The following is a 20,087-nucleotide window of genomic DNA, read 5'->3' as shown; positions in this document are numbered from 1 at the left end:
GAGCTCAATGGGCAGGAAGCCGAGGACCGCCTCGCGGAGATCGACATCACGGTCAACCGCAACGCCGTCCCCTTCGATCCGCGCCCGCCGATGGTCACCTCGGGGCTGCGGATCGGCACCCCCGCGCTGGCCACCCGCGGCTTCGGCGAAGCGGCCTTCGCCGAGGTCGCGGACATCATCGCCGAGGCTTTGACCGCCGACGCCGGCGCGGACCTGTCGGGCCTGCGCGCCCGGGTGGAGGCCCTCGCCGCCGCCCACCCGCTCTACCCCTCGGTTGATAACCTCGCCTAAGCGACGTATGACTGAAGTAAGACACGACGCCGGGCGGGCCGCGGCCACCAGCCGCCGCCCGGCGTCGTGCATCCGGCGGAACGGCCGCCTACCGGCGGCCCGCCGCTTTCCGGCAAGACCCTCTGCCGGGCCACAGCAAGACCTAGTTAGGAACCGACCATGGCTGTTGGAGTCTTCGACCTCTTTTCTATTGGGATCGGGCCATCCAGCTCGCACACCGTGGGCCCCATGCGGGCCGCCGCCGTGTTTGCCGAAGAACTCAAGTCCCAAGGCAAGCTGGCAGAGGTGGCGTCGCTGCGGGTGGACCTCTACGGCTCCCTTGCCGCCACGGGCCACGGCCACGGCACCATGACGGCCATTTTGCTCGGACTCGAGGGCTACCATCCCGAGCTGATCCTGCCCGAGGAAGTCGAGGACCGGCTCGCCACGATCGCCGGGACCGGCACCCTGCAGCTGGCCGGATCCGTGCCCCTGCCCTACGGCGTGAAGGACATCATCCTGCGCCCCCTGACCATCCTGCCCCGGCACACCAACGGCATGACGTTCACGGTCTCCGACGCCGAGGGCGAAACCGTGCACAGCGCCACGTTCTTCTCGGTGGGCGGCGGCTTCATCGTCCGCGAGGGCGAGGAAGACGCGGCCCTGAAGGAACTCGACGAGTCCAAGAAGGAACTTCCCCTGCCCTTCCGCACCGCCGCGGAACTGCTGGGACGCTGCCAGTCCAAGGGCCTCTCGATCGGCGAGATCATGCTGGTCAACGAGCGGGCCTCCCGCACCGAGACCGAGATCCGCGAAGGCCTCCTGCACATCTATTCCGTGATGGAGGGCTGCGTCGAGGTCAGCCTCAAGCGCGAAGGGCTGCTGCCCGGCGGGCTTAAGGTCCGCCGCCGCGCCCCCGACTGGCACGAGCGCCTCATGAAGGAAACCCGCGGCCAGGACCCCGACTTCCGGGACCCGAAGTACTGGCAGGAATGGGTGAACCTGATCGCCCTCGCGGTCAACGAGGAAAACGCCTCCGGCGGCCGCGTGGTCACCGCCCCCACGAACGGCGCCGCGGGCATCATCCCGGCGGTGCTCTACTACGCCCTGCACTTCGCCCCCGGCATGGACAAGGCAACCCAGGCCGACCGCGACGACGTCGTGGTCAAGTTCCTGCTGACCGCCGGCGCCATCGGGGTGCTCTACAAGGAACAGGCCTCGATCTCCGGCGCGGAGGTCGGCTGCCAGGGCGAGGTGGGTTCGGCGTCCTCGATGGCGGCCGCCGGACTGGCCGAAGTCATGGGCGGCACGCCGGCGCAGGTGGAGAACGCCGCGGAAATCGCCATGGAGCACAACCTGGGCCTGACCTGCGATCCGATCGGCGGGCTCGTCCAGGTCCCCTGCATCGAACGCAACGCGATCGCCGCGGCCAAGGCCATCAACGCCGCCAAGATGGCGCTCTGGGGCGACGGCTCGCACCGGGTCTCCCTGGACGAGGTCATCGTCACCATGCGGGAAACCGGCCGCGACATGAGCTCCAAGTACAAGGAAACCGCGATGGGCGGCCTCGCCGTGAACGTGGTGGAGTGCTAGGGAACTGACGGCGCCGGCCGGTTCGGGGTAGGCAGCGTCAGTTGTGCAGCGCCGCCCAAAGGTTCAGCGAGGACGCGAACACGATCCAGGACAGGTAGGGCAGCATCAGCAGCCCTGCCGTCCGGCTGATCGGCCCGAACAGCACCACCGTCACACCCACCGCCACAGCCAGCGCCACGATGATCCCGAACGCGATCCACAGCGCCGGTGTCCCGAGCACCGGGTACAGGGCAAAGAAGACCGGAGTCCAGAGCAGGTTCAGCACCAGCTGCACGCCGTAGGCTGTCAGGGCCGCCTTGGACCCCTCGGCATGGCTGCGCCAGATGAGCCACCCCGCGACGGCCATGGCTGCGTACAGGACTGTCCAGACCGGCCCGAAGACCCAGTTGGGCGGGGACCAGGGCGCCGTGTCCGCCGTGGCGTACCAGCCGTTGACGTGGCGGGCCGTGGCGAGGCCGCCAAGGCCCGCAACGAGCGCCGACGCGCCGAGGAACAACAGCAGCGCGACTATTTGCGATCCAGTGCCTGAGTGGGCGCCGGGGCCGGTCCCTGAGTCGGTCCCTGAGCCGGCGCCTGCGCCGCGCACCCGGCCGCCGGGCGCCCCCGGACGGCCTTCGAGCGGTTGATGCTGAGCCTGCATGAGACCAGCGTAACCGCCTGGCCCGGACCTTCGGCAGGGTCCGGACCGATAGACTTGGGGCTGCATGTCCGCATGCCGCCGAAGCTCGTACCGCAATGATTGGATACCGCACCCTTGCGCGAATTCACAGCCCGCTTTGCCTCTGCCGAGGAGATTGCCAACTGGGATGACCACGTCACCGCGAACCCCAACGGGGGCAATCTCCTGCAATCGGAAGCCTTTGCCGAGGTCAAGCAGCACTTTGGCTGGAAGCCCCTGCACCTGGTCTACGAGACGGCCGACTATACGAGCTACAACCTCATCCTGGAGAAGTCGTTTCCGCTCCTGGGCAAACTCTGGTACCTGATCAAGGGACCCGATGTGGCGTCCGTCGAGGACATCCCGGGGATCACGGCGGCCAACGCGGACTTCGTCAAGAGGGCCAAGTTGGGCGTCTTCGCGATCAAGATCGAGCCGGATATCGTCCTGTCCGAGGACGCCGCACGGATCCTCGAGGGGGCCGGCCTGGTCAAGACGCACAACCTGCAGCCCAACGACTCCACGGCACTGCTCGATATTGAGCCCGAAGAAAACCAGCTGCTGCGCAACCTCCACTCCCGGGGCCGCAATGCGGTGCGCCGCGCCATCCGTGAGGGCGTGGAGGTCCATAACGCCGAGCCCACCGAAGAGAACTTCCGGGCCATGTATGGCCTGATGACCACCACGGTGGAGGCCAAGTCCCAGGTCCGGGTGCGCGAGTATGAGTACTACCGCCAGTTCTGGACCAACTTCCTGGACCGCAAACAGGGCAGGCTGCTGTTCGTGTACGAAAACGGCGTGCCCTCGGTTGGCGCGTTCGTCATCAACTACGGCCGCAAGGGAACGTACAAAGACGGCGGCTCCCTGCAGAAGCGTGGCCAGTACGGCGACTCGCACCTCGTGCAGTGGACCGCGATCGGCCAGGTCAAGGAACTCGGCTGCACCGAATACGACTTCTGCGGCACTCCGCCGAGCGACAAGCTCAAGGACACCTCGAACCCCTTCCATGGGCTGGGCCTGTTCAAGACCAGCTTCAGCAAGACCGTGACCGACTTCGTCGGCTGCTATGACCAGGTCCTGAGCCCGCTGAAGTACAAAGCGTGGATGACGGCGGGGGAGCGCGTGGCACGCCAGCTCTATACCCGGCGCACGGGCCAGCAGTTCTACTAAATAGCCGACCAAGGACAGTGAGGAGGCCGGAATGAATAACGGAAACGACGGCCACCGCAGGCCGCCCACGGACGGCCTGCCCCGGACCCAACCGATGTCGGCCATGCAGGTGCGTCAGAACGCCGCCGCCAAGCGGATGCTGCGCCGGCTGGTCCAGGGCGAAAACCCTCCGACGGCGCCCATGAGCATCGTGGACCGCCTCGCCGGCAGCCCGTACGCCAACCCGATGATCCAGGTCGGCGGGGTGGACGCCGCAGCCCGCAAGACCATCGACTTTGCCCTGAAGCTGGCCGAATCCATGTTCCGGTACGGGGCGGGCGCCCTCGAAGTTGAGACCAGCATCATCGCGATCACCGCTGCGCTGGGGCTCAAGAACATCGAGGTGGACATCACCAACCAGTCGGTGGCCATCAACTATGCCCCGAAGGACCAGACGCCCATCTCGCTGCTGCGCGTCGTCCGGTCCTGGACCAACAACTATGCGGGCCTCTCGCAAGTGCACCAGCTGGTCACGGACATCGTGGCCGGCGGCGTCGGCCGCGAGGAAGCCTCGCGCCGGCTCGAGGAGATCACCCGAAGCCCCAAGCCGTTCCCGCGGTGGATGGTCACCGTGGCCTTCGGCGTGTTCTCTGCCGTCTTCGTCGGCGTCCTGGGCGGTGGACCGGGCGCTTCGCTGGTCGCGTTCCTCTCGAACCTGCTGGTCAGCCTCCTTGCCCGCCAGCTGGGCCGCTGGCGTACCCCGGACTTCTTCATCACCGCCTCGTGTTCGTTCCTGGTGACCATCGTGGCGCTGCTGCTGTGGCGCTTTGGCGCCCCGCTGGGGGTGCAAATAGCCCCCGAGATCGTGGTGGTTGGCGGGATCCTGCTGCTCCTGCCGACCGGACGTCTCGTGTCCTCGGTGCAGGATGCGATCAACGGCTTCCCGGTCACGGCCGCCGGCCGGTTCCTGTCCACCATGCTGACCTTCGGGGCGCTCGTGGCCGGCATCGCCGTCGGCTTCGTCGTGGGAGACATGACCGGCATGGACCCGATCGACGTCACCAAAACATTCCCGCCCAAGTATGACTTGTGGGTGGTCATCATCTTGATCGCCATTGCGGTGCTGATGATCGGCATCACCGAACAGACAAGCTTGAAGCTGCTGCTGCCGACGGCGGCAGTTGGCATCGTGGGCTATCTGGTCCTGATCGGGGGCGACGCGCTGGGCATCGGCTCCCGCTTCGCCCCGGCCCTCGCCGCGGTGGTGATCGGCCTGCTGGCCCGCGTTGTGGCCCTTCGGATGGGCGCTCCGCAGCTGGTGGTGGCAGTCCCCGCCGCCCTGATCCTGCTCCCCGGACTCACCATATTCCGCTCCATGTATGTATTGACCATCGAGGAATCGGAGATTCTCATGGGCGCCGGCGGGATGCTCAACGCCGGCGCAATCGTGCTCGGCGTCGCTGCCGGGATCGTGCTCGGTGACACCCTGGCGCGGCCCCTGACCCGGAGCCTGGCGAGCAACGAGCGGCGCAGGGCCCGCCGCCGCTAGTTCCCGCGGCTCCCGGGTGCCTGGCTGCCCTGAGGCGCCGGGTTTCCCCACTTTTGCGAGGACGCGACGGCGTGCCGGGCCGACACGCCGTCGCGTCCCGGCGTCGTGATGACAAAGGCGGGGAAACTCCGCAGCGCCAGCCCCGGCTCGCCCTTGGATCTTGCCGCGTTAGATCTTGCGCCCTTTAGATCTTCCGCTTTAGATCTTGCGCTGTTAGATCTTGCCTATCGGCAGCTTCTTCTCCGCCTGGAAGTCGTCCTCGACGCGGCCCTTGGCCCAGTAACCCGAAAGGGACACCTGGGTCCGCTCCAGCCCGCGCTGGACGTAGAGAACGTCCCGGAGGCCTTTCATGTAGCCCCGTTCGCCGTGGGCAAAGACCTGCACCCGGCCCTCGGGCCATTCGGCGTCGCGGACGGCCGTGACCAGCAGCTCGCTGTCGCCGGCGGGGGAGCCGTCGCGCAGAAGCCAGCGCAGTTCGACGCCGGCCGGACCGGTGATGGACTGGATCTCGGCGTCGCCGTCCACCTCGAGGATGGCGAGCCCGCGGGCGTCCTCCGGCAGAGACTCGATGGCGGCGGCGATGGCCGGCAGCGCGGCCTCATCCCCGGCAAACAGGTGCCAGTCAGCCGCCGGATCGGGGTTGTACCCGCCGCCCGGGCCGGTAAAGGTCAGCCGCTCGCCTGGCTGGGCCGAGGCCGCCCAGGGCCCGGCGAGGCCCTCGTCGCCGTGGATCACGAAATCGATGGCCAGTTCCTGGGCTGCGATGTCCACCCAGCGGACGGTGTAGGTCCGGGTGTGCGGCCACTGACTGCGCGGCATGGTTTCCCGGATGGCCCACAGGTCCAGCGGCTCCGGGTATTCGACGCCCGGTTGCGGAAACACGATCTTGACGTACCGGTCCACGTAGTCGTTGTTGACGTACCCGGCGAAGCCAGGGCCGCCGGCGATGATCCGGACCATGTGCGGGGAGAGTTGCTCCTTGCGCAGGACCGTCAGATCGGTCTGGGGACGCGTGTTCCGGGTGGCCGAAGTGGAGGCGGGGAGGGAGGTCATGAGGCAAGCCTAACCAAAGAACCTTGGCCGGGAGACTCGGCAGAGGCCTGTTACGGCAGCGGCGGCAGCTCCCAGTCGACCGTGCCGTTGCCTTGTTCCCGCAGCAGGGCGTTGGCCCGGCTGAAGGGCCGGGAGCCGAAGAAGCCGCGCGAGGCAGAGAGCGGGCTCGGGTGGGCGCTGGCGATCACGGCAGCAGATCCCAGCAGCGGCCTCACGGACTCGGCGTCCTTCCCCCACAGGATCACCACGAGGGCTGCGCGTCCCGCGGCGGCGTCAGCACTCACACGGGCATCGGCTGCGGGCGCGCGGTCCGCGACGGCCCGGATGGCGGCCGCCGTCACCGCCTCCCAGCCCTTGTTACGGTGCGAGCCGGCCGAGCCGGCCCGGACACTGAGCACCCTGTTGAGCAGCAGCACACCCTGCTCCGCCCAGCGGCTGAGGTCCCCGTGGACGCGCGGGGGGAAGCCGAGATCGGCCTGAAGCTCTTTGTAGATGTTCGCCAGGCTGCGTGGGATCGGCCGGGTGGCGCCGTCAACGGCGAACGAGAGCCCCACGGCGTGCCCCGGCGTCGGATAGGGATCCTGGCCCACCACCAGGACCCTGACGGCGGCCAGCGGCTGCCGGAAAGCCCGAAGCAGGTTTGCCGGCGAGGGCAGCACCGCGTGCCCGGCAGCAACCTCACCGGCGAGGAACGTCAGGGCCTCCCGCAACTGCGCTTCCACCGGCGCCAGCGCCTCCGCCCAGTCCGGGGCCACCAGCTCGCCCAGCGGCCGGCGCGCCAGGTCCGCGAAGCTGAGGCGATCGGCGGGTTCGGGTTCCAGTTCGAACAGCGCACCGGAATCAGGCTCGGAATGAAACTCGGGATTGGACACAGCCCCATTCTTCCGCAGACACCGCCCGCGCCGGCACCCGGCCGAATGACAACCCTGTCATTCGGCCGTAGCATGGGAATGGCTTTTTGCCGGATCCAACCAGCTTTTTCGGAATCAACCGGTTTTTCGGAATCAACCAGGGAGTGTGTCGTGGCCGAAACAGCGCAAGAGCACGGGATCGCGGGGGATTTTGCCGAAACCTTCGCTGCCAGCGCAGGCCTGGGCGAGGTATCCGCGGATTCTCCGCTGAGCGCCCGCGACCAGCAGATGCTGGCACTGGAGCGGCAGTGGTGGAAGTACGCCGGGGCCAAGGAACAGGCCATCCGTGAGCTGTTCGATCTTTCCGCCACGCACTACTACCAGATCCTCAATGCCCTCATCGATACCGAGGAAGCGCTGGCCCACGATCCCATGCTGGTCAAGAGATTGCGTAGACTACGTACATCACGCCAACGTGCCCGCACTGCTCGTCGTCTGGGAACAGATTCGTAAAGTAGCGTCACGCGCAGCCGGATGCGCAGCGTCCTGTTGCGCCGCTTCCGGCCTCGGGCACCCGTCTGAAATCAGCAAGGACGTCGTTTTACCATGACCAAATACGCTCGGGATGAATTTGACCGGGTCCCGGAGACCTCTGCCCGCCAGGGTGTCCACCGGGCCGTCGCAGAATCGCGCCGCCGGAGCCTGGCGCCCATCTTGGCGGCTGGCTGCGTAGCGCTGGCCATCGGCCTTGTGGCCTTCCTGATCCTGCCGAAGCTCGGATTCTCCGCAGGCCAGGCCTCGGCCGTCGGTGAGAACGCCACCGCCGCTCCGTCCGCCACGAGCCCGGCCAGCCCCAGCCCCTCGCCGACGAGCCCGGAACCCACCGCTACCGATCCGGCCTCCACAGATCCCGCGGCAGCGCCGTCGGCGACGCCCAGTATCCCCGCTGCCGGCGTGGACAAGACGCAGCCGGTGACGATTTACAACGGGACCGCCACGGCCGGCCTCGCCGGCAGGGTCGGCGGCACCGTCAGCTCCGACGGCTGGATCTTGGGCCAGACAGGAAACTGGGGCGGCGTCCCGCAGCAGACGTCGGTGATTTTCTACAGCGACGCCGAACAGAAGGGCAACGCGGAGGCGCTCGGAACGCTCCTGGGCATCGACACCCTCGTGGAGTCCACGGAGTTCAACCTGCCTCTCGTCGTGGTCCTCGGCCCCGGCTTCCAGTAGCCATTCCGGTTACGCCTCAATAACTATTAGGCCGTGGCCCTGCCCGCCGCCAACGTTCCTGGGGGACGCTGTGGGTACAGTATCTGCGGATTTCTCTTCGCAGTCCGCGGCGCACATTGAGGTGGGCCGCACGCAAGCTAGCTGAAAGTGTGGACACCATGGCACTGGGAACCGTCAAGTGGTTCAACGCCGAAAAGGGCTACGGCTTCATCACCGTGGACGGTTCCGAAAACGACGTCTTCGTGCACTGGTCCGCGATCGTCGGCGAGGGCTACCGCGCCCTGGATGAGGGCCAGCGGGTGGAGCTGGAAGTCGGCGAGGGCGAAAAAGGCCCGCAGGCCGAAAGCGTCCGGCCCGCCTAGTGGCACTGGCCGCGCTCAAAAACACCCCGCGGGACTCCTCAGCACGCCTGAAGGGAATACGCCCGAAGGGACCACTGCCGGTGGGCCGCGCCCTGGCGGTTGGAACAGCCATGGCACTGGCCCTGACGGGCTGCCTGGGACCTGCCGGCAGCGCCCGCCTGGCCAGCGCCGACGCGAGCGGTGACGGCACTTTGCGCATCGGCCTGATCCTGGACAGCACCGGGAGGCAGAACTTCCTGAATGCCCCGCAGCTCGCGGCGGCCAAGCTCGCCGTCAAGGAGATCAACGCTGCCGGCGGCCACAAGGGCAAACCGGTGGAGCTCCTGCCGGAAACCATCAGCGCGGACACCGCAGCCCAGGCCAAAGCGCTGGTCGCCGCGAAGGCCGACGTCGTGATCGGTCCCACCGACTCCAGCCGTGCCCCTGCCGCCATCGACGTGCTGGCCAACGCCAAGGTAGCGGTCATCTCGCCGGCCAACGCCGCCGGTGCGCTCAGCAACTACAAGAGCGGCGGCTACTATTTCCGCACCGCCGCGGCCGACATCGCCCAGGCGTCCGTCCTGGCCAAGCTCGCCAAGGACGGCGGCGCCAGGACCCTGGCAGTGGTGCACGAGGAAGGCGGCTACGGCAAAGACGTCGCCGCAGCCGTTGTCGGTGCGGCGAAACAGTCCGGAATGGAAGTCCTGGCCGACCCGGAGTTCACGCCCGGCCAGGCGCAGCAGGCTGCCGCCGCCGCGAAGGCCGTAAATCCCGACGCCGTGGTCCTGGTCTCCAGGGACGGCGCGCAGGGTGCCATCGCCGAACTGAACAATGCCGGCCTTGCCGGCAAGAAACTGGTGCTCAGCGACGGGGCGGTCAGCCGGTACGGCACCGGACTGGGAGCGCGGGCCCTCGACGGCGCACGCGGAATCCTGCCCGGCGTGTTTCCCTCCGCCGCCTTCCAGAAGGACCTCGTTGCCGTTGATCCCGGGCTCAAGGACATGGTGTTCGCCGCCGAGACGTACGACGCCGTCATCCTGGCCGCCGTCGCTGCCGCCGCGGCACAGGACGACGCCGGAACCTCCATCGCGGCGTCCCTCGTCACGGTCTCCGGCGGGGCAGCGCAAGCCGCCCAGCAAGCCAGCCAGCCCGCGAGCAAGACGTGCACGAGCTACAAGGATTGCGTCGATGCCCTCCGGGCAGGCCAGCGCCCGGACTATGACGGCCAATCCGGCCGGATCAACTTTGATTCCCACGGCGACATCACCGAAGCGAACTACATGGTCTACACCTACGGCCAGGACAATCTGGCCACGATGACCGGAACGGAAGCCGCCAGCAGCAGCGGCGGCTGATCGCTCCTAGCGTATTGTGCCCGCGTGGCGGGCCGTTCGGGCCGGCCACTGCTTGCACTCTCCCCGGGGGAGTGCTAATTATTGAGTTAGCACTCCAGCGCACTGACTGCTAACACGACGCCCGGTCCGCCCGGCCGCGGAGTGGGGCAGCCGGTCCAGGAGCTAAAGGAACACCTTGCTGGGGTGAGATCCCGGACCCGGCGGCATACAGAGGCCGCAGGGCAGGGATCGTCCGTCGCGGGCACCACAGCGAAGGTTCATTCTTAACGACTGTCCCGAAAGGACTACTGCCGTTATGGCCAAGATCATTGCATTTGATGAAGAGGCACGCCGCGGTCTTGAGCGGGGCCTGAACATCCTCGCCGACGCCGTCAAGGTCACCCTCGGCCCGCGGGGACGCAACGTCGTCCTCGAAAAGAAGTGGGGCGCCCCCACGATCACCAACGATGGTGTTTCCATCGCCAAGGAGATCGAGCTGGACGATCCTTACGAGAAGATCGGCGCCGAGCTGGTCAAGGAAGTTGCCAAGAAGACGGACGACGTCGCAGGCGACGGCACCACCACGGCAACCGTGCTGGCACAGGCCCTCGTCAAGGAAGGCCTGCGCAACGTCGCGGCCGGCGCTGACCCGCTGTCCCTCAAGCGCGGCATCGAGAAGGCTGTTGAAGCCGTCACGGTCGAGCTCCTGGCCTCCGCCAAGGAAATCGAGACCAAGGAAGAGATCGCCGCCACCGCGTCCATCTCCGCCGGCGACAACGAGATCGGCGCCCTGATCGCCGAAGCCCTCGACAAGGTCGGCAAAGAAGGTGTCATCACCGTCGAGGAGTCCAACACCTTCGGCCTCGAGCTGGAGCTCACCGAAGGCATGCGCTTCGACAAGGGCTACATCTCCGCGTACTTCGTCACCGACGCCGAGCGCCAGGAAACGGTCCTTGAGGATCCGTACATCCTGATCGTCAACTCCAAGATCTCCAACGTTAAGGAACTGGTTGCTGTCCTGGAAAAGGTCATGCAGTCCAACAAGCCGCTGCTGATCATTGCCGAGGACATCGAGGGCGAGGCCCTGGCCACCCTGATCGTCAACAAGATCCGCGGCACCTTCAAGTCCGTTGCCGTCAAGGCTCCGGGCTTCGGCGACCGCCGCAAGGCCCAGCTGGCCGACATCGCCATCCTCACCGGTGGCCAGGTCATCTCCGAGGAAGTCGGCCTCAAGCTTGAGACCGCCGGACTCGAACTCCTCGGCAAGGCCCGCAAGGTTGTTGTCACCAAGGACGAGACCACCATCGTCGAGGGTGCAGGCGACGCCGACCAGATCGCCGGCCGCGTGTCCCAGATCCGCGCCGAAATCGAGAACTCGGATTCCGACTACGACCGCGAGAAGCTGCAGGAGCGCCTGGCCAAGCTGGCCGGCGGCGTTGCAGTCATCAAGGCCGGCGCGGCAACCGAGGTCGAGCTCAAGGAACGCAAGCACCGCATTGAGGACGCCGTCCGCAACGCAAAGGCTGCTGTCGAAGAGGGCATCGTCGCCGGCGGTGGCGTTGCCCTGATCCAGGCCGGCGCCAAGGCGTTTGCGAACCTGCAGCTCTCCGGCGACGAAGCAACGGGTGCGAACATCGTCCGCGTTGCCATCGACGCCCCGCTGAAGCAGATCGCCTTCAACGCCGGTCTCGAGCCCGGCGTCGTGGTGGACAAGGTCCGCGGCCTGCCCGCAGGCCACGGCCTCAACGCAGCCACCGGCGAGTACGTCGACCTGCTGGCCGCCGGCATCAACGACCCGGTCAAGGTAACCCGCTCTGCCCTGCAGAACGCGGCTTCCATCGCCGGCCTGTTCCTCACCACCGAGGCCGTTGTGGCCGACAAGCCCGAGAAGGCTGGCGCCCAGATGGGCGGCGGCGACGACATGGGCGGCATGGGCGGCATGGGCGGTTTCTAACCCCCCCGTTCCAGCCACCACAGGCTGTTCGACGGCGGCGGTCCCACCTTCGGGTGGGGCCGCCGCCGCCGGTTAAGCGCCCTTCCTGGCGGACACCGTCCGTGGGCGTCGGCGGGGTCTGGCAGGATAGATCAGTGACGATTACAGCAGCGGCCGACGGTTCGGCCTTAGGAAATCCCGGTCCGGCCGGCTGGGCCTGGTACGTGAATGACGACTGCTGGCGGGCCGGCGGATGGCCCCACGGCACCAACAACCAGGGCGAATTGATGGCGGTGCTGGACCTGTTCCGGGCAACGGCCCATGTGCCCGGCGAAGACCTGCTGATCCTCTGCGACAGCCAGTACGTCATCAACGCCGTGACCAAGTGGATGCCGGGCTGGAAGCGCAAGGGCTGGCGCAAGGCCGACGGCAAGCCGGTGCTGAACGTGGACCTCCTCAAGGACATCGACCAGGCGCTCGTGGGCCGCAAATACACCTTCGAATGGGTGCGGGGCCATGCGGGGCACGAGCTGAACGAAGCGGCGGACGACCGTGCCCGGGCGGCAGCCACCGCATACCAGCAGGGCGTGGCCGTCCGTCAGGGCCCCGGATTCGGGACAGCGGCAGACGGGACGGCACCGGCCGCCGCCGCGGACTCCACGGCCGCGCAGGCGCCGCAGACGACCTTGCAGGCAGCCCCGCAGCAGGCCGTGCGGCCGGCCCGGGCCACGGCGCCCTCCGGCCAACAGGAACTCTTTGGCGCGGCAGGCACCTTCGACGAGCCGGACCTGTTCAGCGAACTCGAGGACGAACCGGCCGCGGCCCTGGCGGAGAGCCGCCCCGAAGCCGTGGTCGAGTCGCTCGAGCGGGAACTGCTCCAGCCGGAAACCCGGGCAGACCTGGGCCGCACGGCAGTTCTGCTCCACCCCGACTTCACCGAAATCGGCAGCTCCGGACGCCTCTGGACCCGCGACGCCATGATGATGGCGCTGGAGGACAACCCGGGCGGACCCGTGGAACTGGAACTCCTGGGCGCGGATCGTCTGGGTGAGAAGACCGTGCTCTTGACCTACCGCAGCCACACGCGCGAGGGATCGGCCCTGCGCAGCTCCCTGTGGGTCCTTGAAGGCGCGCAATGGCGGCTCCGCTTCCATCAGGGCACACCCGAGGCCTGAGAGCCGAGGCCTGAGGCCCAGGGGGAGGAGAACCAGGCCGAGGCCCGCGCGAAGACCGTGGGGCCCTGATGGGGCCTCTGAAGCTCACGTGAAGCGCTGCGCGTTGCCCAGTTCCGCCTGGGCGTAGGTGGCCGCCGCGGAATTCAGCGCGAGGTTGATCGACGCCAGGGAGGCCTCCACCCTGGCCTGGGTCAGTGTCCACTCGGCCACGAGGTTCTGGAAGTTCGTCGCCGCGGAGCCGCGCCAGCTGCCCTGAAGCTCGTCCAGCCCACGCTTCATGGCGTGGACGTCCGCGCTGATCCGTTCCACCGTGGCCTGCACGTTCGCGGATTTCAGCTGGAGGAGTTCCGTGTCGACGGAGATGATGCTCATGGCAATGCCCTCTCGAACGTTCGGGGAGGCGGCCACGGCCCGGCGGAGCACGGTGAATGCCAGCGACGAGAGTCGGCGGCAGGAACCCGGAGGGAGCGACGGCCTCATCCGGATCTTCCGGACACCCCGAGCGTAGGCGGGCAGCGCCCGGCCCGGACACCGCCGTCGGGTCCTATGTGGACAAGTCTGCCGGGGAGAGTTCGTTGGCGTCCTCGTCCAGGAACGGGATGCTGACCACCAAGGTGGCCCCGCCCCCCTCAGTCTGCCCGACCCGCACGGATCCGGCATGCGAGCCGACAATGGCCGCCACGATCGCCAGGCCCAGTCCGCTGCCGCCGGTTTCACGGGTACGCGAGGTGTCCGCCCGGTAGAAGCGCTCGAAGATCCGGGCCGCCTCTTCCTCCGGGACGCCCGGACCGTGGTCCCGGACCTCGATCACGGACTGCCGTGCTCCGTCCGGGGCCGTCCGGACCCCGACGCCTATTTCGATCGGGGTTCCCTCGGGCGTGTACCGCAGGGCATTGCCCACGAGGTTGCTGACCACCTGGCGCAGCTTGGCTTCATCGCCGAGCACAGGGGCGGCTGCCGGGCCCGCCCCGTCAAGCCCGGTGAGGGTGATGGCGCGCTTGCGGTCGGTGGCCTGCGTGTCCACCACAGCGTCGTTGGCCAGCAGCAGCAGATCCGCCGGTTTCTGCTGCAGCGGGCGCTGCTCATCGATCCTGGCCAGCAGCAGCAGGTCTTCCACCATGGCCCCCATGCGCTTGGCTTCGCTCTCGATCCGCCCCATGGCCGTGGCCACGTCCTCCGGGGTGGACAGCGCTCCATGCCGGTACAGCTCGGAGAATCCCCGGATGGTCACGAGCGGGGTGCGCAGTTCGTGAGAGGCGTCTGCGGCGAAGCGGCGCATGCGTTCCTCGGACGCCATCCGGGCGGCGAACGCTGCCTCAATGTGCGCCAGCATGGCATTGAGCGAGCTCCCGAGCCTTCCCACTTCGGTGTTGGGGTTTTCGATTTCCACGCGTCTGGAGAGGTCTCCGGCGGCGATCGCGGCGGCCGTCTTCTCCACCCGCGCCAGCGGCCGGAAGGATCGCGAGACGGTCCATGTGGCGATGAAGAATGCCAGCACGAGGGTCAGCAGGCCCACCCCGACGACAACCAGGGCGGCATGTTCCATGACGGAATCGACGGGGCCCAGCGGCAGCCCGATGATGACGACCGCACTGCGCTGGTTGTTGTCCACGACGCTCAGGGCCACAACCCTCCAGTTGCCGCCTTCGGTCCCGCGGACCTGGAAAGGTATCTGCTGGCGTTCCCGGGCCTCCACCGCGGAAAAGGTGTTAATGGCGGGGTGGGAGTCCTTGTCGCCACCGAACGGAATGGGCGGCAGGCCCGGGTTGAAGAGCATCAGTGAGTAGTCGGTGGGAACGGTGGAGCTGGTCTCCTGCAACTGGCTGAAGGACTGCTGCTGGCGCACGGATTCGACGGCGGCCCGGAGCTTGTCATCCACCTGGCCCTGCAGGAAGCTGTGCAGCAGCGTCAGCGTGCCCGCGCCCGTGGCCGTGAGCGCCACCAGCATCAGCGCCATCATGATGGCCACGAGCTGCGAGCGCAGCGAAGCCGATTTCCAGCGGTGCAGCAAGGTCAGCGCTTCTCGGCAGTCCGCAGAACGTAGCCGACGCCGCGCTTGGTATGGATCAGTGCAGGGGCATCCGGGTCGATGTCCACCTTGCGGCGCAGGTAGGAGATGTAGGACTCCACAATCGAGGCGTCGCCGTTGAAGTCGTATTCCCACACGTGGTCGAGGATCTGGGCCTTGGACAGGACACGGTTCGGGTTCAGCATCAGGTAGCGCAGGAGCTTGAACTCAGTGGGGGACAGCTCGATCACGGTTCCGCCGCGGCGGACCTCGTGGGCGTCGTCGTCGAGTTGGAGGTCATCGACCCGGATCACGGCGTCGTCGTCGACCTGGGGCTGCGTGCGCCGAAGTACCGCGCGGATGCGGGCTACCACCTCGTCGAGGCTGAAGGGTTTGGTGACGTAGTCGTCCCCGCCCACCGTCAGGCCGGTGACTTTGTCCTCGGTGTCGTCCTTGGCCGTGAGGAACAGGACAGGGAAGTGTTTGCCGGCGGCGCGCAGGCGGCGGGTGACCGTGAAGCCGTCCATGTCCGGCAGCATGACGTCCAGCACGGCCAAATCGGGGGAGTGCTCCTCGGCAGCAGCCAGCGCCTCGCGTCCGCTGCCGGCCGAGACGACCTCGAAACCGGCGAAGCGCAGGGACGTTGAAAGCAGTTCGCGGATGTTGGGTTCATCATCGACGACGAGCAGCTTGGCTTCGGGACCGTTCTTCTTCATGTTCCCATGATGCTCCCAGACTCTGGGAGTTTTCTGAATGAAATATGTGTGTTGAATGGGCCGTACCCGCCCGAATAAGGCCTAGCCGACGGTGCCGACGTCCTTGGCGTCCATGATCCGGTAGGCGTAGCCCTGCTCGGCGAGGAAACGCTGCCGCTTCGCGGCGAAGTCCTGGTCCAGGGTGTCCCGGGCCACCAGCGAATAGAACCTGGCGGCGCGGCCATCCTTCTTCGGGCGCAGCAGCCGGCCCAGGCGCTGGGCCTCCTCCTGGCGGGAACCGAACGAACCGGAGACCTGGATCGCGACCGAGGCCTCTGGCAGGTCGATCGAGAAGTTGGCCACCTTGGACACCACCAGGGTGTGCACCTCTCCGGCGCGGAAGGCGTCGAAGAGCCGCTGGCGTTCCTTGACCGAGGTGTCACCCTTGATCACGGGCGCGTTGAGGCGCTCGCCGATCTCGTCGAGCTGGTCGATGTACTGACCAATCACCAGCAGCTGCTCTCCGGCATGCTCGGCAACGAGTTCCTCCACCACCCGGGTCTTCGTCTCGGACGTGGCGCACAGCCGGTACTTGTCCGCGTCCTCGGCCATGGCATAGGCCACGCGTTCGTCGCGCGGCAGATCCACCCGGACCTCCACACAATCGGCGGGCGCAATGTAGCCCTGGCTCTCAATGTCCTTCCATGGCGCGTCGTAGCGCTTCGGACCGATCAGGCTGAAGACCTCTCCCTCCCGGCCGTCCTCCCGCACCAACGTGGCCGTGAGCCCCAGCCGGCGCCGGGCCTGCAGGTCAGCCGTCATCCTAAAGATCGGCGCCGGCAGCAGGTGGACCTCGTCGTAGATGATCAGGCCCCAGTCATTGCCGTCCACGAGCTCCAGGTGCGGATACAGGCCGCCGCGCTTGGTGGTCAGCACCTGGTAGGTGGCGATCGTGACCGGACGGACTTCCTTGACGGAACCCGAGTACTCGCCGATCTCCTCCTCGGTCAGCGACGTGCGCTTGAGCAGCTCGTCCTTCCACTGCCGCGCGGCGACGGTGTTGGTCACCAGGATCAGCGTCGTGGTGGAGCTGGTGGCCATGGCGGCCGCACCCACCAGCGTCTTGCCGGCGCCGCAGGGAAGGACGACGACGCCGCTGCCGCCGGCCCAGAAGTTCTCCGCGGCCAGTTGCTGGTAGGGGCGGAGCTTCCAGCCGGTCTCGTTGAGCATGATGGGGTGCGGCGTACCGTCCACGTACCCGGCCAGGTCCTCGGCCGGCCAGCCGATCTTGAGCAGCAGCTGTTTGAGCTGGCCGCGCTGGGAGGAATGCACCACCACGGTCTCGCCGTCGATCCGCGGCCCGAGCAGCGGGGCGATCTTCTTGGCACGGCTGACTTCCTCCAGCACCGGGTAGTCGGACGTGCGCATGACCAGGCCGTGCTGCGGATCCTTCTCCAGCCGGAGCCGGCCGTACCGGGACATGGTCTCTTCGACGTCGATCAGCAGCGAGTGGGGCACGGGAAAACGGGAGTACTTGAGCAGGGTGTCCAGCACCTTCTCCGCATCCAGCCCGGCTGCCCGGGCGTTCCACAGGCCCAGCGGCGTCAACCGGTAGCTGTGCACATGCTCCGGGGCCCGTTCCAGCTCGGCGAACGCCGCGATGGCGTGCCGTGCCTCCGTTGCGAGTTCGTGGTCGACCTCCAGCAGGATGGTTTTGTCACTTTGGACGATCAGGGGCCCGTCATTCACTGGAGCATTTCCTCTGTGGCTTCTACGTCGATAATCCGGTGGATGGACAGGACCCGCTCGATCTCCTTGTCCGGATCGAACACCCGCACACGCCCGCCATTCACAGCTACCGGAACAACAGTCTCGCGGCTGGCATTCCCCATGCCGTCCACGACGTTCATGATCACCCGCTGCCTGAGGCGGATCGCTTTCAGCAGGGTCTCGAGCCCCAGCTGTGTCGCTTCCTCGCTGCCCGGGGCGGCCGGCGTCGGGTGAGCGCCGGCGGAGCCGGGTGCCCGGGACCCGTCACCCCGCAGCACGGCCAGCTGGGCGTCGATGTCGGCCTCCGGCGGTGCCGTCCGCGGGGCGGTGTAGACCGGCCGGCCGCCGCCGGGAACCGAGGTGCTGCGGCGCAGCCGGATGACGCCGGATCCTGCTTCCTCCAGGACGGGGGCGAGTCCCAGGCCCCTGAGAACCTGGGCGGCTTCCCGCGGCGCGGCATGTGAGATGACCACGGTGGGCGCGATGCGCACCAACCCGAGTCCGGCGGCCGCCGGGGCGTTGAGCAACTCCAGCAGTGCAGCCTCGTCCTCGCTTTGGATGAAACTGGCGGCAGCCCCCACCCGGAGCCGGGAGTGGCGTGCGGCAGTGTCCTCGATCAAGTATTGGAGAGGCTGAGGGATGGCCGTGGCCGAATGCTGGCGCAGGAAGTCCAGCATCGCCGCGGCGTCCTGGCCGGCGTCGAGGGCCCGGCGGACCGAGGCGACGGAGAATCGGTAGATGGTGGCCGGTCCCTGTCCCTCGGCCGCGGCCATGGTGAGGAGCTGTTCGCTCAGTTCGGGGTCGAGGTAGCCCGGCGCCACCGCCGTCAGGTCCGCCTGCAGCAGCACGTGCTGCAGCGCCGCCGGCAGGTGTTCGCCCAGGATCCCCAAGGCATCATCCGGCCGTTCGGCGGCGATTGCGGAACCCAGCTGGCTGAGCGCCCCGGAGCCGATCAGGCCGAGCATCTCGGCCTCCGTGAGGATGCCGCGGATCAGCGAGCTGAAACGCCGGGCCATCCGGGGCTGCGCCCACTCGGCACGTTCCAGCACGGCGGCGGCATTGAGGACTGGAGCCTGCCCGTCGGGCGCCGCTGCCTCCAGGGTGAGTTCGTTCAGGATCTCCAGGACCCGTTTGCGGACCACCGGGGCGTCGGGCCGCTGCGCCTCGGCGGAGAGCGCATTGATGGTGGTCCCGGCCGCGCCCCGGTGGCCGGCGCCCGGGGCGGCGGCATTCACGGGCTGGCCCACGAGGGAGGGCGCCCGCTCGCTGGCCAGCCAGGCATTGACCAGCCAGAGCCACTGTTCCTGGCGCGGCAGCGCCAGCCATTCCAGCTGCGGCGGCTGCACCCACGCGGAGCTGTCGACGTCCAGCCGCAGCAGGCCGGCCATGGCGCAAAGCTCCGCGAGTACGCCGGCCGGGTGCACCTCGATCCGCAGGGAATCCGCCAGCCGCTTCATCTCCCGGACCCCGACGCCGCCGCTGCGCAGCGTCGCCAGGGGCTGTTCACGCACCGTGTAGAGCACCTCGCCCACGAGCCGCAGCGTCTCGGCGATGGCGCCCAACGCGGCGTTCCGGCGCAGCCCTGCGCTTGTCTGGCCAAGCTGGGGGACCGGTGGCACCAGGGAAAAGTCTTCAATGACAAAGCCGCCACGCAGGGACACTCCCACGCTGTGCGGCAGTTCGACGTGGGCGGCGTCCAGGGGTACCAGCAGCCCCCGCGCCAGGAGCCAGTCCACCGGGCCGACGTCGGCGCTTTCGTGGAGCACGGAAGCGCGGCGTTGCGCCTGGGGAACGGCGCCCATGGCCCAGTTTCCGAACCGGGCCAGGAGGGCGGCGGTCCGCTCCGGTGCGGTGGTCAGGATCTGGTGGAGCGATTCCGGTGTAGCCGTCCAATGCTGGAGCGACAAGGCCGCTTCCATCGGTGTGGTGGCGGGGGAAACGGACTCCCCGCCACGGTGCAGCTCGCCGACCAGCTGCACGACGCGCTGCGCAAAGGCCGGCTGGAGCCGCACGAGCTCGGTGTAGCTGCGGCCCAGCCCTGCGGGATAAATCCCGATCACGTCCTTGAGGCTGCCGACCGGAAGGTAGTGCCGCTGCTTGGCTCCGGCGGGAGTCACCCCGTGCGGTGGATCGGCACGGTGGACGAGGGCCAGTTCCTGCAAAGAATGGACCAGGCGGTCGATGGCGGCCACCGACGCGCCATTGATCAGTTTCTTCAGCATCGGCGCCGAAGCGCTGTGTCCGGTATCGGCGTTGGTGCACAGGTGCAGGGTTTCCAGGACCTGCATTTGCGGGCGGTTGAGCCGCTCGAGGGCCCGCTGCACGCTGACGCGGCCGCTGGCCCGGGCGGCGAGGGCGGCGAAGTCCGGGACGCCGGGAGAAATCAGGTCCGGCCGCGCGGAGAACAAGGCCCGCAACGATTCGTCGCTTCGTGCCTGAAGTTCCTTGCTGAGCGCGCGGATGAGGGACATCGCTCCA

The 20,087-nt window shown here is 67.8% G+C and carries 17 protein-coding genes and 1 pseudogene; 10 read left to right on the top strand and 8 right to left on the bottom strand.

Features of this window, described 5'->3' with window-relative positions:
• Positions 1-291 (top strand): annotated as a pseudogene (locus AC1DDO_RS16385) (serine hydroxymethyltransferase); the annotation flags it as partial.
• A gap of 159 nt (positions 292-450) precedes the next feature.
• Positions 451-1,863, top strand: coding sequence for an L-serine ammonia-lyase (locus tag AC1DDO_RS16380; protein WP_476972244.1), 1,413 nt, complete (start codon positions 451-453; stop codon positions 1,861-1,863).
• 37 nt (positions 1,864-1,900) lie between these two features.
• On the opposite strand, the gene AC1DDO_RS16375 is transcribed toward AC1DDO_RS16380, so the two are convergent.
• Positions 1,901-2,503, bottom strand: coding sequence for a TspO/MBR family protein (locus AC1DDO_RS16375; RefSeq protein WP_476867296.1), 603 nt, complete (start codon positions 2,501-2,503; stop codon positions 1,901-1,903).
• 114 nt (positions 2,504-2,617) lie between these two features.
• Between AC1DDO_RS16375 and AC1DDO_RS16370 the strand changes: the two genes are divergently transcribed.
• Together AC1DDO_RS16370 and AC1DDO_RS16365 are read left to right on the top strand one after the other, a co-directional pair.
• On the top strand, positions 2,618-3,691 hold the full coding sequence (locus AC1DDO_RS16370; protein WP_476867295.1) for a lipid II:glycine glycyltransferase FemX: 1,074 nt from the start codon (positions 2,618-2,620) through the stop codon (positions 3,689-3,691).
• Between the two features lie 31 nt (positions 3,692-3,722).
• On the top strand, positions 3,723-5,219 hold the full coding sequence (locus AC1DDO_RS16365) for a threonine/serine exporter family protein (protein WP_476867294.1): 1,497 nt from the start codon (positions 3,723-3,725) through the stop codon (positions 5,217-5,219).
• Positions 5,220-5,432: 213 nt separating this feature from the next.
• Here AC1DDO_RS16365 and AC1DDO_RS16360 read toward each other — a convergent pair whose 3' ends face one another.
• Positions 5,433-6,272, bottom strand: coding sequence for a siderophore-interacting protein (locus AC1DDO_RS16360; protein ID WP_476867293.1), 840 nt, complete (start codon positions 6,270-6,272; stop codon positions 5,433-5,435).
• A gap of 50 nt (positions 6,273-6,322) precedes the next feature.
• Positions 6,323-7,144, bottom strand: a complete 822-nt coding sequence (locus AC1DDO_RS16355) for a uracil-DNA glycosylase (protein ID WP_476867292.1) — start codon at positions 7,142-7,144, stop codon at positions 6,323-6,325.
• 150 nt (positions 7,145-7,294) lie between these two features.
• Between AC1DDO_RS16355 and AC1DDO_RS16350 the strand changes: the two genes are divergently transcribed.
• From AC1DDO_RS16350 to AC1DDO_RS16325, 6 genes are all read left to right on the top strand, one after another.
• Entirely contained in the window at positions 7,295-7,636 is a 342-nt protein-coding gene (locus tag AC1DDO_RS16350; RefSeq protein ID WP_476867291.1) for a DUF3263 domain-containing protein, read from the top strand.
• Positions 7,637-7,729: 93 nt separating this feature from the next.
• Positions 7,730-8,353 carry a LytR C-terminal domain-containing protein gene (locus AC1DDO_RS16345; RefSeq protein ID WP_476867290.1) on the top strand — a complete coding sequence of 208 codons (624 nt, stop codon included), beginning with the start codon at positions 7,730-7,732 and terminating at the stop codon, positions 8,351-8,353.
• Positions 8,354-8,511: 158 nt separating this feature from the next.
• On the top strand, positions 8,512-8,715 hold the full coding sequence (locus AC1DDO_RS16340) for a cold-shock protein (RefSeq protein WP_026266832.1): 204 nt from the start codon (positions 8,512-8,514) through the stop codon (positions 8,713-8,715).
• A gap of 110 nt (positions 8,716-8,825) precedes the next feature.
• The gene (locus AC1DDO_RS16335) at positions 8,826-10,049 is read left to right on the top strand and encodes an ABC transporter substrate-binding protein (protein ID WP_476972243.1); all 1,224 of its coding nucleotides are present in this window, start codon (positions 8,826-8,828) and stop codon (positions 10,047-10,049) included.
• Positions 10,050-10,344: 295 nt separating this feature from the next.
• Positions 10,345-11,982, top strand: coding sequence for a chaperonin GroEL (gene groL, locus AC1DDO_RS16330; RefSeq protein WP_476867288.1), 1,638 nt, complete (start codon positions 10,345-10,347; stop codon positions 11,980-11,982).
• A gap of 134 nt (positions 11,983-12,116) precedes the next feature.
• A complete protein-coding gene (locus AC1DDO_RS16325; protein WP_476867287.1) occupies positions 12,117-13,136 on the top strand; it encodes an RNase H family protein in 1,020 nt (339 codons plus the stop codon).
• A gap of 84 nt (positions 13,137-13,220) precedes the next feature.
• On the opposite strand, the gene AC1DDO_RS16320 is transcribed toward AC1DDO_RS16325, so the two are convergent.
• The 5 genes from AC1DDO_RS16320 to AC1DDO_RS16300 form a co-directional block, all read right to left on the bottom strand.
• Positions 13,221-13,508, bottom strand: coding sequence for a WXG100 family type VII secretion target (locus AC1DDO_RS16320; RefSeq protein ID WP_476867286.1), 288 nt, complete (start codon positions 13,506-13,508; stop codon positions 13,221-13,223).
• Between the two features lie 172 nt (positions 13,509-13,680).
• Positions 13,681-15,147, bottom strand: coding sequence for a sensor histidine kinase (locus tag AC1DDO_RS16315; RefSeq protein WP_476867285.1), 1,467 nt, complete (start codon positions 15,145-15,147; stop codon positions 13,681-13,683).
• A 2-nt stretch (positions 15,148-15,149) separates the two neighbouring features.
• On the bottom strand, positions 15,150-15,860 hold the full coding sequence (locus tag AC1DDO_RS16310; protein WP_476972242.1) for a response regulator transcription factor: 711 nt from the start codon (positions 15,858-15,860) through the stop codon (positions 15,150-15,152).
• An 81-nt stretch (positions 15,861-15,941) separates the two neighbouring features.
• On the bottom strand, positions 15,942-17,588 hold the full coding sequence (locus tag AC1DDO_RS16305; RefSeq protein WP_476867284.1) for a DNA repair helicase XPB: 1,647 nt from the start codon (positions 17,586-17,588) through the stop codon (positions 15,942-15,944).
• The gene (locus AC1DDO_RS16300) at positions 17,585-20,080 is read right to left on the bottom strand and encodes a helicase-associated domain-containing protein (RefSeq protein ID WP_476867283.1); all 2,496 of its coding nucleotides are present in this window, start codon (positions 20,078-20,080) and stop codon (positions 17,585-17,587) included. Before AC1DDO_RS16300 ends, AC1DDO_RS16305 begins: the two co-directional genes overlap by 4 nt.
• Positions 20,081-20,087 lie beyond the last annotated feature (7 nt).

This window comes from Arthrobacter sp. 10N43, from assembly GCF_056394525.1.
This window is presented reverse-complemented; position numbering and strand designations above follow the sequence as displayed.